Source organism: Mycolicibacterium smegmatis (assembly GCF_001457595.1).
GTDB classification, from domain to species: Bacteria; Actinomycetota; Actinomycetes; order Mycobacteriales; family Mycobacteriaceae; genus Mycobacterium; species Mycobacterium smegmatis.
Genome location: NZ_LN831039.1, coordinates 3,010,408 through 3,024,350, shown reverse-complemented (window position 1 = coordinate 3,024,350; position 13,943 = coordinate 3,010,408). Strand labels below are relative to the sequence as shown.

Annotated in this window: 13 protein-coding genes; 7 read left to right on the top strand and 6 right to left on the bottom strand. The window is 67.3% G+C overall.

The features are described 5' to 3' along the window. Positions 1–95 precede the first annotated feature (95 nt). The 3 genes from AT701_RS14535 to AT701_RS14525 all read right to left on the bottom strand — a co-directional run bounded on the left by AT701_RS14535 (position 96) and on the right by AT701_RS14525 (position 3,483). Entirely contained in the window at positions 96–965 is an 870-nt protein-coding gene (locus AT701_RS14535; protein ID WP_058126081.1) for an LLM class F420-dependent oxidoreductase, read from the bottom strand. A gap of 1 nt (position 966) precedes the next feature. Next, on the bottom strand, positions 967–1,761 hold the full coding sequence (locus tag AT701_RS14530; protein ID WP_058126080.1) for an SDR family NAD(P)-dependent oxidoreductase: 795 nt from the start codon (positions 1,759–1,761) through the stop codon (positions 967–969). Positions 1,762–1,860: 99 nt separating this feature from the next. Beyond that, complete coding sequence (locus tag AT701_RS14525; RefSeq protein ID WP_058127627.1) at positions 1,861–3,483, bottom strand: flavin-containing monooxygenase; 1,623 nt, start codon at positions 3,481–3,483, stop codon at positions 1,861–1,863. Between the two features lie 131 nt (positions 3,484–3,614). Between AT701_RS14525 and AT701_RS14520 the strand changes: the two genes are divergently transcribed. The 5 genes from AT701_RS14520 (at position 3,615) to lipP1 (ending at position 8,856) form a co-directional block, all read left to right on the top strand. Next, positions 3,615–4,670: a ferredoxin--NADP reductase gene (locus AT701_RS14520; RefSeq protein WP_058126079.1), complete on the top strand. Its 1,056-nt coding sequence runs from the start codon at positions 3,615–3,617 to the stop codon at positions 4,668–4,670. A 59-nt stretch (positions 4,671–4,729) separates the two neighbouring features. Continuing rightward, on the top strand, positions 4,730–5,911 hold the full coding sequence (locus AT701_RS14515) for an acyl-CoA dehydrogenase family protein (protein ID WP_058126078.1): 1,182 nt from the start codon (positions 4,730–4,732) through the stop codon (positions 5,909–5,911). Positions 5,912–5,927: 16 nt separating this feature from the next. After that, positions 5,928–6,830, top strand: a complete 903-nt coding sequence (bphC, locus tag AT701_RS14510) for a biphenyl-2,3-diol 1,2-dioxygenase (protein ID WP_003894252.1) — start codon at positions 5,928–5,930, stop codon at positions 6,828–6,830. 194 nt (positions 6,831–7,024) lie between these two features. Then, complete coding sequence (locus AT701_RS14505) at positions 7,025–7,909, top strand: IclR family transcriptional regulator (RefSeq protein WP_058127626.1); 885 nt, start codon at positions 7,025–7,027, stop codon at positions 7,907–7,909. After that, a complete protein-coding gene (lipP1, locus tag AT701_RS14500) occupies positions 7,906–8,856 on the top strand; it encodes a LipP1 family hormone-sensitive lipase (protein ID WP_058126077.1) in 951 nt (316 codons plus the stop codon). Before AT701_RS14505 ends, lipP1 begins: the two co-directional genes overlap by 4 nt. Here lipP1 and AT701_RS14495 read toward each other — a convergent pair. Next, positions 8,799–10,037 carry an NADH:flavin oxidoreductase gene (locus AT701_RS14495; protein WP_058126076.1) on the bottom strand — a complete coding sequence of 413 codons (1,239 nt, stop codon included), beginning with the start codon at positions 10,035–10,037 and terminating at the stop codon, positions 8,799–8,801. The genes lipP1 and AT701_RS14495 overlap by 58 nt on opposite strands. Before the next feature lie 99 nt (positions 10,038–10,136). Here AT701_RS14495 and AT701_RS14490 point away from each other — a divergent pair, with 99 nt between their 5' ends. Continuing rightward, positions 10,137–10,487: a hypothetical protein gene (locus AT701_RS14490; protein ID WP_058126075.1), complete on the top strand. Its 351-nt coding sequence runs from the start codon at positions 10,137–10,139 to the stop codon at positions 10,485–10,487. Between the two features lie 5 nt (positions 10,488–10,492). Further along, complete coding sequence (locus AT701_RS14485; protein WP_058127625.1) at positions 10,493–11,113, top strand: Dabb family protein; 621 nt, start codon at positions 10,493–10,495, stop codon at positions 11,111–11,113. Position 11,114: 1 nt separating this feature from the next. Here AT701_RS14485 and AT701_RS14480 read toward each other — a convergent pair whose 3' ends face one another. Continuing rightward, complete coding sequence (locus tag AT701_RS14480; protein WP_058126074.1) at positions 11,115–12,002, bottom strand: SDR family NAD(P)-dependent oxidoreductase; 888 nt, start codon at positions 12,000–12,002, stop codon at positions 11,115–11,117. Beyond that, entirely contained in the window at positions 11,999–13,921 is a 1,923-nt protein-coding gene (locus AT701_RS14475; RefSeq protein WP_011728654.1) for a flavin-containing monooxygenase, read from the bottom strand. The genes AT701_RS14480 and AT701_RS14475 overlap by 4 nt, the downstream gene beginning before the upstream one ends. Between the last annotated feature and the right edge of the window lie 22 nt (positions 13,922–13,943).

The window sequence follows — 13,943 nt, the reverse complement described above, 5'->3', positions numbered from 1 at the left end:
CGATCCGAAACACTCCGGAGAGCAGGACCAGGTGTCGTTGAACTCGCGCCATGAATCGACACTAGCGGGCTTGCGCAGATACCCCGGGCCCCAGCTCAGGCCCCGCGCCCTTCCACGGTCCCGGCGATCTCGGAGAGCCGGGCGACCTGGTCGCGGTAGTGCGAGGCCGAGGTCGCCGCGATGGTGCAGGACGCCACGGTGGCTCCGGCATCGGCAAGGCCTGCCAACCGCGTGCGGGTGCCCGCCGGGTCGCCGATCGGGTCGACGGCATGCCCGGTGCTGAGCACCACCTCGAACCCGGCCGGTGTCTGTGTCGTCGCCAGAAGAGCGCGAATCTCGGATGTCTTGAGGCCGAACGGCATCCATCCGTCTCCCAGCGACACGGCACGGCGCAACGAGGCCTCGGTGCGCCCACCCACCCAGATCGGCACGTCGATCCGCTCGGCGTGCGGCAGCACGGTCATCTCGGAGAACGCGTAGAACGGGCCCTCATAGGCCGGTTCGGCGCGGCCCATCGACGCGCGCAACGCCCGGATGGCATCGTCGGCGCGGGCACCGCGCTTCTCCCAGGGCGCGCCGATCAGGTCGAATTCCTCACGCAGCGACCCGATCCCGACACCGAGGACCAGGCGGCCACCACTGAGCCGGTCGAGCGTCCCGTAGCGCTTCGCGAGCTCCAGCGGATGATGGTACGGAAGTACCAGAACTGCCGTGGCCAGACGGATCCTGCGGGTGTGTGCGGCCAGGAAGCCCAAGGTGGACAGCGGATCCCAGTAGACCGCACCGCGGCGGGCCGCGTCGGCCTGCGGCACCGCGGTGTGCTCGGAACAGGTCAGGAAGTCGAACCCGGTGTCGTCGGCGACCTCGGCGATCGAGACGAGGTCGTCGACGGTCGCGGTGGCCTCCCACGCCGAGGCCACCTGTGGGACCTGCACGACGACGGGCGTCGACAATCCGACCCGCATCTCAGGCGCCCCGGTTGATCAGCCGTCGCATCCGATCGTGCGCCTGCAGCACCACCTTCGCCCGGTCGGGGGCGTTGTTGGCCGCGGCGATCGCCGCGTTGCCGCCCGCGATGTGGACCGGCCCGTTGGCCAGGTTGGCCAGGCCTTCGGCGGCGACATCGGCGGGGTCGTTGACGATCATGCCGGGCACATCGAAGTTGAGGCCCACCCGCTCCATCGCCGGGGTCCTGGTGACACCGAGCACCAGTTCGACCACGTCGACGTTGTGCTCGCGCAGTTCGAGCCACAGGCTCTCGGCGAAGATCCGCGAGAACGCCTTGGCCCCGCCGTACACCGAATGCCGGTCTGCGCCCATGTAACCCGACAGAGAACCCACGATGAGGACACCGCCGCGCTGCCGCGCCACCATGGGACGCGCGTAATGCTGGACCAGCTCCATCATCCGGGTGACGTTGAGGTCGAGCACTTTTCGGAAGTCGTCGAGCGGGGCGTCGAGAAACGGCTCGTTGCACGTGCTGGCGCCGGCGTTGTAGATCAGCAACCCCACATCGAGACCCGCGGTGGCGCCGGTGATCTGCTCCACCGCCGTGGGGTCGAGGAGGTCCGTCGCGACGGTGCGCACGTCGACCCCGATCTCGCGGCACCGCTGGGCGGTGTCCTGGAGCGGTCCCGGCTTGCGGGCGATCAGGACGAGGTTGACACCGGCCTCGGCCAGCAGGCGCGCGAACTCCGCGCCGACACCCTCCGAGCCGCCGGCGATGACCGCCCATGGTCCGTATGTCGCGAGGTCAGGCATGGTCCCCTCATCGTCGTCGTGACGCGTTCCGTCGACCGGACGGTATCAGCGCGGGCAACCCTGTCGGACAACCGCCTCGCCCTCGCCCGCGCGGGTCGGCTACCCCGCCCCGAGCAGGCGGAAGCCCTTGTACCCGGCGTTCGCGACCTCGGCACATATGTCGAGGTAGACGCCGAACCCACCGATGAAGAGCATGAACACGCGCGGCTTACCCGGAACGTTGGCGCCCATGTACCAGGAGTTCGCCTTCGGGAACAGGGTGGCCTCGGCGCGTTGGTTGCACTCGGCGATCCAGTTCTCGACGGCTTCCGGTGTGGCCTCGATCGCGGCATACCCGTGCTCGTTCAGGTGGCCGATGGCCTCGGAGATCCAGTTGACGTGGGCTTCGGCGTGCAGAACCATGTTCGCGAGCACCGCGGGCGCACCGGGTCCGGACACCAGGAACAGGTTGGGGAACCCGTCGACGCCGAGGCCCAGATAGGTGCGCGGTCCGTCGGCCCAGTCGTCGACCAGCTTCTGCCCGCCGCGGCCGACGATGTCGATCTTGGCCAACGTGCCCGTCATCGCGTCGAAACCCGTGGCGAACACCAGGGCATCGAGGTCGTAATGGGCGTCCGAGGTGGCTATCCCGGTGGCGTCGATCGATTCGATCGGTGTCTTCCGGACGCTCACCAGCGTCACGTTGGGCCGGTTGAACGTCTGGAAGTAGTTGGTATCGGTACAGATCCGCTTGGTCCCGATCGGATGGTCGTCCGGGATCAACAGATCGGCGACCTCGGGATCGTCGATGACCGCGCGGATCTTCTCCTCGTAGAACTTCCGCGCCTCCTCGTTGGCCTCCGGGTTGATCATCTGGTCACTGAAGGTCTTGGAGAACAGGACACCACCGAGCTGCCAACGGCGTTCGAACGCTTCGCGCCGTTCTTCCGGGCTGACCTCCATGGTCAGTTTCGGGTGCGCCACGTGCGGCGAGCCGCCGCCGCTGCGCCACGACTTCCTGCGCCGTTCGGCGTAATTGGCCTTGGCTTCGGCGAGTTCCTCCCCGGTCAGCGGGCGGTTGCCCGCGGGCACGCTGTAGTTGGGCGTCCGCTGGAACACGTAGAGGTGCGACGCCTGTTCGGCGATGATCGGGATCGACTGGATCCCTGAGGACCCTGTCCCGATCACCCCGACGCGCTTGCCGGTGAAATCCACGTCCTCGTGCGGCCAGTACGCGGTGTGGTAGACCTCGCCGGCAAAGCTGTCCAACCCGGGGAAGTTCGGCGTCAACGGCGATGAGAGTGGACCGGTGGCCATCACCACGAATCGCGCGGTGAGCACTTCTCCGGTGTCGGTCTCGACGCGCCAGCGCAGCGTGGTCTCGTCGAGAACCGCGGAGACCACGCGCGTGTTGAACGTGATGCCGGACCGCAGGTCGAGTTTGTCGGCGACCCAGTTGATGTAGCGCAGGATCTCGGCCTGGGTGGCGTACTTCTCCGTCCAGGTCCATTCCTGTTGGAGCTCATCGGAGAACGAGTAGCTGTAGTCGAGGCTCTCGACGTCGCAGCGGGCACCCGGATACCGGTTGTAGTACCAGGTTCCACCCACTTCGGGAGCGGCCTCGAACACACGGACCGACAAGCCGTCACCACGGAACTTGTGCAGGGCGTACAGGCCGCCGAAGCCCGCACCGACCACGACGACGTCGACAACTTTTTCAGTCGTGCTACTCACGGCACGCAGATTAGGAGACCGCGGCGGCCCCTTCCGGTGTGCTTCCCGGTCACCGGACGACGGGATTCCTCGGGATTTCCTCCCGTCCATTGGGCCCGCCACCCGCCGGGGACCCTCGCCGCCCGTCACAATCTCGTGCCATGTCCGACGTCGAATCCAGCACGCGTATCGCGCGGCTCACGGTCACCGAAGTCATCGACGAGAGCCATGACGCCCGGTCATTGGTGTTCGCCGTCCCCGACGAACACCGCGACCACTTCGGATACCGGCCCGGGCAGTTCCTGACGCTGCGCATCCCGAGTGAGCGAACGGGATCGGTGGCACGCTGCTACTCACTGGCCAGTTCGCCGCACACCGACGACGCACACAAGGTCACGGTCAAGCGCACCGACGGTGGTTATGGTTCGAACTGGTTGTGCGACAACGTCTCTGTCGGGTCCACGATCGAATCGCTGCCGCCGTCGGGTGTGTTCACCCCGGCGAACCTGGACGACGATTTTCTGCTGTGGGCAGCCGGTAGTGGCATCACACCGGTGATGTCGATCCTCAAATCGGTGCTCTCGGCCGGCTCGGGCCGGGTGATCCTCTGCTACGCCAACCGCGACGAGCGGTCAGTGATCTTCGCGGCCGAACTGCGTGAACTGGCCGCGCGCCACGCGGGCCGGTTGACGGTGTTGCACTGGCTGGAATCGGTCCAGGGCCTGCCGACGCGGGCCCAGTTGTGCGGGTTCGCACAGTTGTTCAGCGGTTACGAGTCGTTCATCTGCGGTCCAGAGCCGTTCATGGCGGTGGTACGGGCCGCGCTTACGGAGGCCGGGGTTCCGCGCCGACGCATCCACCTTGAGGTGTTCCAATCCCTGTCGGGAGACCCGTTCGCCGAAGACGTGCCCGCCTCGGGGCCGGCCGGCCCCGGAACCGATGCCGGCGCTGCCGAAGCCGAGATCGAACTCGACGGAACGGTGCACCAACTTCGTTGGCCGCGTGACCGCAATCTGGTCGACACCATGCTGGCCGCAGGTGTCGAGGTGCCGTACTCATGCCGTGAGGGCAGCTGCGGATCATGCGCGGCGACCGTGCTGGACGGCGAGATCGAACGCGGCGACACCCCGATTCTCGATGCGCAGGACATCGCGGACGGGCTCTTCCTGGCCTGTCAGGCGCGTCCGGTGTCGGACCGGATAAGGATCGAGTTCTGATTTCCGCTGACCGGGAAACACCCGACGGTGTGTGCCCGGTACGGTCCACGATCGGTTCCATGACAAAACGGGTGATCGACGGTATCGCTGAACTCGCCGACCAGCTACGCGAACAAGCCGTCGAGGCCGAGAGGATCGGCAAGCTGACCGACACCACGGTCAAGACGATGAAGCAGGTCGGCAGCATCCGGTTGCTCCAGCCGAAAAAGCATGGCGGGCTTGAGGTCCACCCGCGCGAGTTCGCCGAGACCGTCATGGCCACCGCCGCGCTGGATCCGTCGGCCGGCTGGATCAACGGCGTGGTCGGTGTCCATCCCTACCAGCTCGCGTATGCCGACCCGCGGGTGGGAGAAGAGATCTGGGCCCAGGACGTCGACACCTGGGTCGCGTCCCCCTATGCGCCGCAAGGCGTCGCCGTCCCCGTCGACGGCGGCTACATCTTCAACGGCCGGTGGCAGTTCAGTTCGGGAACCGACCACTGCGACTGGATCATCCTGGGCGCGATGGTCGGTGACGCGGACGGCACCCCGCTGATGCCGCCGCAGATGCTGCACATGATCCTCCCGCGCAAGGACTACGAGATCGTCGACGATTCGTGGGATGTCGTGGGCCTGCGCGGCACCGGCTCCAAGGACGTCATCGTCAAGGACGCCTTCGTACCGGCGTACCGAACCATGGACGGCATGAAGGTCATGGACGGCACCGCGCAGCGCGAGGCCGGCATGACCGAACCGCTGTACCTGATGCCGTGGTCGACGATGTTCCCGCTCGGCATCTCCTCGGCGACGATCGGCATCGCCGAGGGCGCACTGGCCGCGGCGCTCGACTATCAGCGCCAGCGCGTCAACTCCAGCGGTGTGGCCGTCAAGGACGACCCATACGTCATGTACGCGATCGGTGAGGCCGCCGCGGACATCAACGCCGCGCGCCAGGAACTCCTGGCCAACGCCGACCGCATCTACGACATGGTGGCCGCGGGCAAAGAGGTGTCCTTCGAAAACCGGGCCGCGGGCAGGCGCACCCAGATCCGCGCCGTGTGGCGGGCGGTGTCGGCCGTCGACGAGATCTTCGCGCGCTGCGGCGGCAACGCCGCCCGCATGGACAAGCCGCTGCAGCGGTACTGGCGCGACGTGCACGTCGGGCAGGCGCACGCCATCCACGTGCCGGGCACCGTCTACCACGCCTCGGCACTCAGTTCGCTGGGTGTCGACCCACAGGGCCCGCTGCGGGCGATGATCTGAGCAGGAGACCACGAGCATGATCAAGAGCCTCGGATACGTCACCGTCCAAGCCACGGACATGCAGCGGTGGCGTCACTTCGCCTTCGGTGTACTCGGTTTCGCCGAGGGCAAGGGTCCCGATCCGGATGCGCTGTACCTGCGGATGGACGAACGCTGCGCCCGCATCATCGTGACCCCCGGCGATGTCGACAAGATCGTCACCGTCGGCTGGGAGGTGCGCGACCACGCCGCCCTGCAGGAGGTCAAGCGCGCGCTGGACGCTGCGGGTGTGCCCCACAAACAACTGTCGCTCGCCGAAGCCGACAGTCGGCGCGTGGAGGAGGCCATCGCGTTCGAGGATCCGGCAGGCACCTCCCTCGAGGTGTTCCACGGTCCGGTGCTCGACCACAGCCCGGTCGTCACGCCGTTCGGCGCGCGGTTCGTCACCGGCGATCAGGGCCTCGGGCACGTGGTGCTCCCCGCGCTCGATGTCAACGGATTGTTCGAGTTCTACACCGAGACACTCGGTTTCAAGTCGCGCGGCGCATTCCGGGTACCCGTGCCCCCGGAGTTCGGTCCCGTACGGGTGCGCTTCCTCGGAGTCAACGAACGCCACCACAGCCTGGCCCTCTGCCCCGCCTCGACGTTGCGGGACCCGGGCCTGGTCCACCTGATGGTGGAGGTCGATTCGCTGGACGCGGTCGGACAGGCCCTCGACCGGGTCAACGCCGACGGGTTCCAGCTGTCGTCGACGCTGGGCAGACACACCAACGACAAGATGGTGTCCTTCTACGTGCGCGCTCCCGGCGACTGGGATATCGAGTTCGGCACCGACGGGATGCGGGTCGACGAGCAGCACTACACCGCCGAAGAGATCACCGCGGACAGCTACTGGGGCCATCAGTGGGTCAGTGACCTGCCGCGGGCGATGCAGCCGTGAGCACCGGCCCCCCACGTAGACGCACGCTGTCCACACGTTCACAGGCGCCCCCGAACCTCGGTTCGGGGGCGCCTGTCTTATGACGTGACGCATAAACGACCCCACAGCGTGACACCGCGCACATATGTGTGATAGTCATATTCCTATTAGTCATATGACGACTAGTAGTAACGGCCCGTCCAATGGAGGACCTCATGACCATCACCGTCGAATCGCCTGTGACCAGTGGAAAAGGTGCAGCCGCGGATACGCCCAGCGCCGTCATCGACCGCATCTCCCTCGTCCTCGACGCATTCGACGGTCCGGGCCGGTTGACCCTCGCCCAGGTAGTGCGCCGTACCGGGCTGCCCCGCTCGTCGGCCCACCGCATGCTTGAGCGACTGGTCCAACTGAGGTGGCTCCGCCGCAACGGACGCGACTACGAACTGGGCATGCGCCTGGTCGAGCTGGGCTCGCTGGCGGTCCACCAGGACCGGCTGCACAAGGCAGCGATCCCCAAGCTGCACGAGTTGCACGCCGCGACCGGACTCGTCGTGCACCTGGCCGTGCTCGACGGCCCCGATGTGGTGTTCATGGAAAAGGTCGGCAACCGCATGGCCGCGGCCATCCCCACCCGTGTCGGCGGCAGGCAGCCCGCCCACTGCGCCGCGGTCGGCAAGGCCGTGCTGGCCTACGCCGACGACTGCGACGTCGAGGCGCTCACCGACGATGTGCTGGCGCGCCGCACCAAGTACTCCATCACCAACTCGGGCCGGCTGCGCAGCGAACTCGCGAAGGTCAGGGCGCACGGCATCGCGTTCGACCGCGAGGAATCCTTCCCGCGCCTGGGCTGCGTGGCCGCCCCGATCGGCGATCCCGGTCAGGCGGTCGCGGCGGTGTCGGTGTGCGGACCGATGAACCGCATGGTGTTCGACCACCGCATGGCCGCACCGGTGCGGATGACCGCGTTGGGCATCTGGCGTGCCATGCAGGGCGCCGAGATGCGGGTCGCGCCGACCCTGCAGCAGATGCGCCCGCTGCGCGGCGGTCCCTCGGGAACCCCCGCCGGCCACCCGGCTGCCAACCTCGCGCTCGCATGAGTGGGCTCGATCCGCAGATCGCGGACATCATCGAGGCCCTCGACTCGGGATTTCCCCCGGTGCACACCATGACCGGGGCGCAGGCCAGGGCCGCCATCAAAGCCAGGTTCCGGCCGGCCGCCCATCCTCAGCCGATGGCCGCCGTCGAAGATGCCACCGCCACCGGGTCTTCGGGCGATGTGGCGGTGCGCATCTACCGGCCCGCCACCCCGACCCGCCCGCTCCCCACCCTGGTGTGGGCCCACGGCGGCGGGTGGGTGTTCTGCGATCTCGACAGCCATGACGAACTCTGTCGAGACATCGCGACTCGTGTTCCTGCCGTGATCGTTTCGGTGGATTACCGTCGCGCCCCCGACGAGGGGCAGTGGCCCGCGGCCGCCGACGACATGTTCACCGCGACACGCTGGGCAGCCGCGCACGCGGCCGATCTGGGCGGTGCCGAGAACCTTCTGCTGGTCGGCGGTGACAGCGCGGGCGGCAACCTCGCCGCCGTCACGGCCCTGATGGCCCGTGACCGCGGCGGGCCCGACCTCGCCGGACAGGTGCTCCTGTACCCCGTGATCGCCGCCGATTTCGACAACGAGTCCTACCGCCGTTTCGGCGCAGGCCACTACAACCCGCGCCCGGCGCTGCAGTGGTACTGGGATCAGTACGTTCCTGCCGCAACCGACCGCGTGCATCCCTACGCGTCGCCGCTGCACGCCGATCTGTCCGGGTTGCCACCTGCGATCACGGTCGTGGCCGGCCACGACCCGCTGCGTGATGAGGGCCTGGCCTATGCGGAGGCCCTCGAGCGCGCGGGAGTACCCACTGTGACGCGCTACTTCGAGGGCGGTATCCACGGTTTCATGACGATGCCGTCTCTGGACCTGTGCCGACAGGCGCGCGCTCAGGCCTGTTCGGACATCAGCGCTCTCGTGGAATCCATCGGAATCGCCGCGCCGTAGTGCTGATCCGGGTCGAGCACACAGTGCGTGCGGCCGAAGACCGTCACCATGCACTTGTTGTTGTGGTTGCACCGGCTGCGCGTTCCCGCATCGGCCATCATCCGGTTGACCAGGTCGGGTTCGCGCAGCAGTGCGCGCCCCATCGCCATCAGCTCGAACCCCTCGCGCAGCCCCGTCTCGAGGTGGTCGCGGTTGGTGATGCCGCCGAGCAGGATCAGCTTGGTGTTGCGCACGACGGGAACGAACTGCCGTGCCGCGGGAAGCATGTACAGATCTTCGTACGGGTAAGAGCCCATGGCCTTCTTGCCGACGACCCGCACCGCCGGACGCATCGCCGGTGGCATCACCTGCGCGAACTCGCGCACCGGCACATCACCTCGGAACAGGTACATCGGCTTGAACACCGATGAGCCCTGGGTCAATTCGATGGCGTCCAACGTCTGGTCGGCGTCGAGCAGCGACGCGGTGCGCAGCGCTTCGTCGATCCAGATGCTGCCGGGCAGGCCGTCGTCCATGTTCAGCTTGGCGATCACCGCGACACGGTCCCCCACGACCTCGCGAACCCGCCCGGCGATCTCGCGGACGAACCGTGACCGGTTGTCGATGTCCCCACCGTATTCGTCCTTGCGCCGGTTGATCAGAGGACTCAGGAACGAACTCGGCAGATACAGATGTCCGAAGTGCAACTCGACCGCGTCGAAGCCGGCGTCGACCGCCACCTGGGCGGCATCACCGAATTGATCGATCACCATGGCGATCTCGCTGCGCGTGATCGCCCGGCAGTACGCGAACGAGGTCGGGTTGACGAACCGGCTCGGCGCCACCGCCGTCACACCCGTGAGCTTCTTCTGGGCGACGACGCCCGCGTGCCCCAGTTGCGCCGAGATCGCCGCTCCCGCGCCGTGCACCGCGTCGGTGAGTTTGCGCAGACCCGGCAACGCCTTGGCGTCCATCACGATCTGCCCGGGTGCGCTCGCCGCCTGAGGCGACACACAGCAGTATGCGACGGTCGTCATGCCGACGCCGCCCTCGGCGAACCCGCGGTGGAAGTCGATGAGGTCATCGGTGACGACGCCGTCGGGTGAGCGGCCTTCCGAGGTGGCGGCCTTGATCACACGATTTCGCAACCGCACCGGACCGAGTTGAACCGGAGCGAACGGATCGGGGCTGAGGTCGGTCATCCGATCACCGTGTCACGCAGCCGAACCGCATCGACCCGGCTCTCCCGATGGCCGGGAGCGCGCCTGAAGTCCGGCGACGGAGTTCATAGTCTTTCGTCCATGGCCGACACCGCCACCGTCTACGTCATCGACCGCGTTGTCACCAAACCCGGTCAGGCACGAGTATTCGTCGATAGATACCTCGCCGAATACGCCCCCGGTGCCCGCAGCCGCGGCATGACCCTTGAGCGGGTGCTGGTCAGCCCGCCGATCTGGTTCGACGACCGGTCCAACACCGTCACCGTCACGTGGTCGCTACCCGGCCCGCAGGCGTGGTGGCAGATGACGTGGCGGGGCAGGCCGGATCCGACACTGGGCGAATGGTGGTCGCAGATCGGCGAACTGGTGGAGGAACGGACCCGGTCGGTGGCGGCTGCGGCCGACGATGTCGACATCTTGTGCGAGGGGTGAATGCCATGTTCAACGTGACACGTCTGGTCGACGTCACCGCAGATGACCGCGACCGCGTCGTGGCCGCGTTGCGGCAGGCCGCGGCCACCGCCGGTGCGCACCGTTGGGTGGTCGAGTGCACCGATCCGGGTTCACGCAACGGCGGGGACATCCTGGCCCACTTCCGCTTCACCGACGAGACCCAGTGGGGCCAGGCCTCGGAAGTCGCTGCGGTGCTTCGCGATCCGGCGATCACCCGGGTCAACGGCGTGACCTATCACGGCGCACCGGTGACCGCGGGCACGACGGGATCGGTCTATCGCACCCTGTTGCTGCGGGTTGCGCCGGGCACCGATCCGGACGCCGTGGCCCGCTTCGAAGCCGAACTCGCCGCGATGCCCCGCCATGTCGGCACGATCCTGAGTTGGCAGTTGAGCCAGGTGACCGAGGCCGTCGGCGACACGACGTGGACCCATGTGTTCGAGCAGGAGTTCACCGACGTCGCCGGATTGATGGGCCCTTATCTGATGCACCCGATCCACTGGGCCGTGGTGGATCGCTGGTTCGACCCGGAGACCACCGACGTGATCATCCGGGACCGGGTGTGCCACAGCTTCTGCGGCATCACCGGCCCGGTGCTGAGCTGAATCAGATGCCCGCGGGCAGGATGTTCGGGTTGGCCGACGCGGGCGGCTCCAGCGGCGGCAGCAGATCCCGGCCGTCGAGGCTGTGCACAGCAAGACCCTGTGACCACGGGTAGTGCAGGCTGAAGGCGACCAGTCCGGTGCGTTCGGCGGCAGGCCGATGGCACATCGCGAGCACCGTCTCGGCGAGGTATTCCACGGGTTCGGTGGGAAAGGTGTCCGGGATCAGGCTGGCGGCGCCGGGAGTTCGCACCGCGCTGCTGGGTCCCACGGCGTTGACCGCGATGTTGGCGTCGAGCAGTTCGGCCGCGACACCTTGCGTGAACCGGTGCAGAGCAGCCTTCATGGAGGCGTAGATGACGTCGCCGGAGGACTTGTTGTACTCGCGGTAGGGCCGCACCGGCGCCAGGCCGGTCACCGAGCCGATGTTCACGATCCACCCGGCACCCTGATTCCGCATGTGCGGTACGGCGGCCTGCGTGAGGACGAACGGCGTGCGCAGATAATGTTCGACCGTGCGGTCGAACGTGTCCATCGGCATGTCCTCGATGATCGAGTAGTCGGCGAAGCCGGCGTTGTTGACCAGGATGTCGATGCGACCGGTCCGTTCGATCACCTGGTCGACCAGCGCCGCGCGCTGCTCGGCATCCTCGAGATCCGCGGCGATGCCGAAGGCCTTTCCGCCGGCGGCCTCGATCAGTTCGATCGTCTCACCGATGGTGCCGGGCAACGCCGTCGCCTGGCCTGCCCGCACCGAGGGCGACGGCTCGTAGGAGCGTGCCGTGACCGCGACGACGGCCCCCTCGGCCGCCAGACGCTGCGCCACGGCCCGGCCGATCCCTCGGCTGCTTCCGGTCACCAGAGCCGTTCTGCCACTGAGCAGTTTGGTCATGAGAGAGTGAGGTCCTCCTCGATCGGGGCGCGGTGGCTCTGCCAGACATCGATCAGCCGGAACGGGAACGCCGTCACGATCCGCCCGCCGCCGGAGCGGTAATAGGTGTGCGCCGTGGGCGTGTGGCACCACACTGTGTTCTGCATGGCCTCGTCGATCTGCCGCACGTAGTCGGTGAACGCCTCCTCGGTGACCTCCAGCGTGGTGGCTTCGCGGATGGCCATCAACTGCAGGCATTCCATCACGTAGTGCACCATCACCTCGACACCGAAGTTGTGTCCGGCGCCGTGACCGGGGCTGTAGTTGGGCGCCGACGAGATGAACAGGTTGGGGAATCCCGGCACGAGACCACCGCGGTAGGCGCTGGGGCTGTCACCCCAGAATTCGCTGAGCCGCACCCCGTTTCGTCCCCGGATGTCGACGGTCGACAGGAAGTCGAGGTGATAGCCGGTGGCGTAGATGATGACGTCCAGATCGATCTGCCTGCCGTCCTGGGTCACGATGCCCGCCTCGTTCACCCGCGCCGGTTCGGCGGCCTCGACGTCGACGTGGGGTTTGGTCAGCGCGGCGTAGTAACCGCCCGGGTCGCGGATGATGCGTTTGCCGTACGGCGCGAAATCAGGTGTGACCTTGGCGGCGAGCTCGCTTCCCGCGCCGAAGGTCCGGTCGATGTAGTCCAGGCAGATCTGCAGCAGCACATCGTTGGCCTTCGAGATCGACAGATGTTCGGCCGCCCACTCCGGGTCGCGGAGGATCACCGGGTGGTTGTTGTCGGCGGTGCCCCAGAACGACTTCAGCCGAACCCAGTTGGCGTGGAACGGGACGTGGTTGTTGAGCCACCGGCGATGCTCGGGAACGTCGTCGGACAGCCGTTTGCGCGGCGCGACCCAGTGCGGTTGGCGCTGGAACACCGTGAGGTGTTCCACCCGGTCGACGCAGGCATCCACGATCTGCACCGCGGTGCAGCCCGCCCCGATGATCGCGACCTTCTTGCCGGTGAGATCCAGGCCCGGATCCCATTCCGCCGAATGGATGCTGATTCCGCCGAAGGTCTCCCGACCCTCGAGATCCGGCCAGCGCGGCCGGTTCAGGTAACCGGCTGCGGGGATGACGACGTTGGCGTGGCCGACATCGCGACGGCCGTCGGGACCGACGGTGTGCACCTGCCACTGCGCGCGCTGTTCGTCCCAGTGCAGTGCCGTCACCTCGGTGCCGAACCGGGTGCGGTCGCGCAGACCGTTCTTGTCGGCCACGGCCCTCAGGTAATTTTGGTACTCCGGTCCCTGCGGGTAGTAGCTCGTCCAGTCACCGTTGACGTCACGCGACAACGAGTAGTACGCCGACGGTGTGTCCACCCCGATGCCCGGGTAGGTGGTGGTGTACCAGGTGCCGCCCACTTCGTCGTTGCGGTCGATGATCTCGAAGTCGACACCGGCATCGGCCAGTTCCAGCGCGGCGGCCATACCGGCGATGCCCGCGCCGATGATAACCACCTTGAAATCGGGCGGCAGCTTCGCGGTCCGCGGCAGCACCGGCTGCGAGGGGTGAAAACCACCTTGTTCCAACAGCAGCCCGGCGTACTCCGGGCCGACGGGGGTGCCGAGGGCCAGCGGTGCGATCCGCAGGAACAGATCCTGGTCGTCGGCGGGCAGCGCCGATTGCGGCCGGGGTGAGTTCATGGCCTCCACAACGGCTTCGACGAGCTGGTCCAATGTCTCGTCGTCCGCGACACCGATGTGTTCCGGGGGATCCGGGATATGGGAGATCCCCGGCGCGAATCGATCGACAACTGCCGGATCACCGGTGAGCTGGGCCAGCACCGCGACCAGCACCCCCGCGTCGGCCTGACGCAGGTTACGGCGCAGTTCGTCGGCATCCAGCCTGGTGCCGTCCGCGGTCACGGTCGCATCGGTCGTCATCGAACCTCCTTGGTCGTGTCGC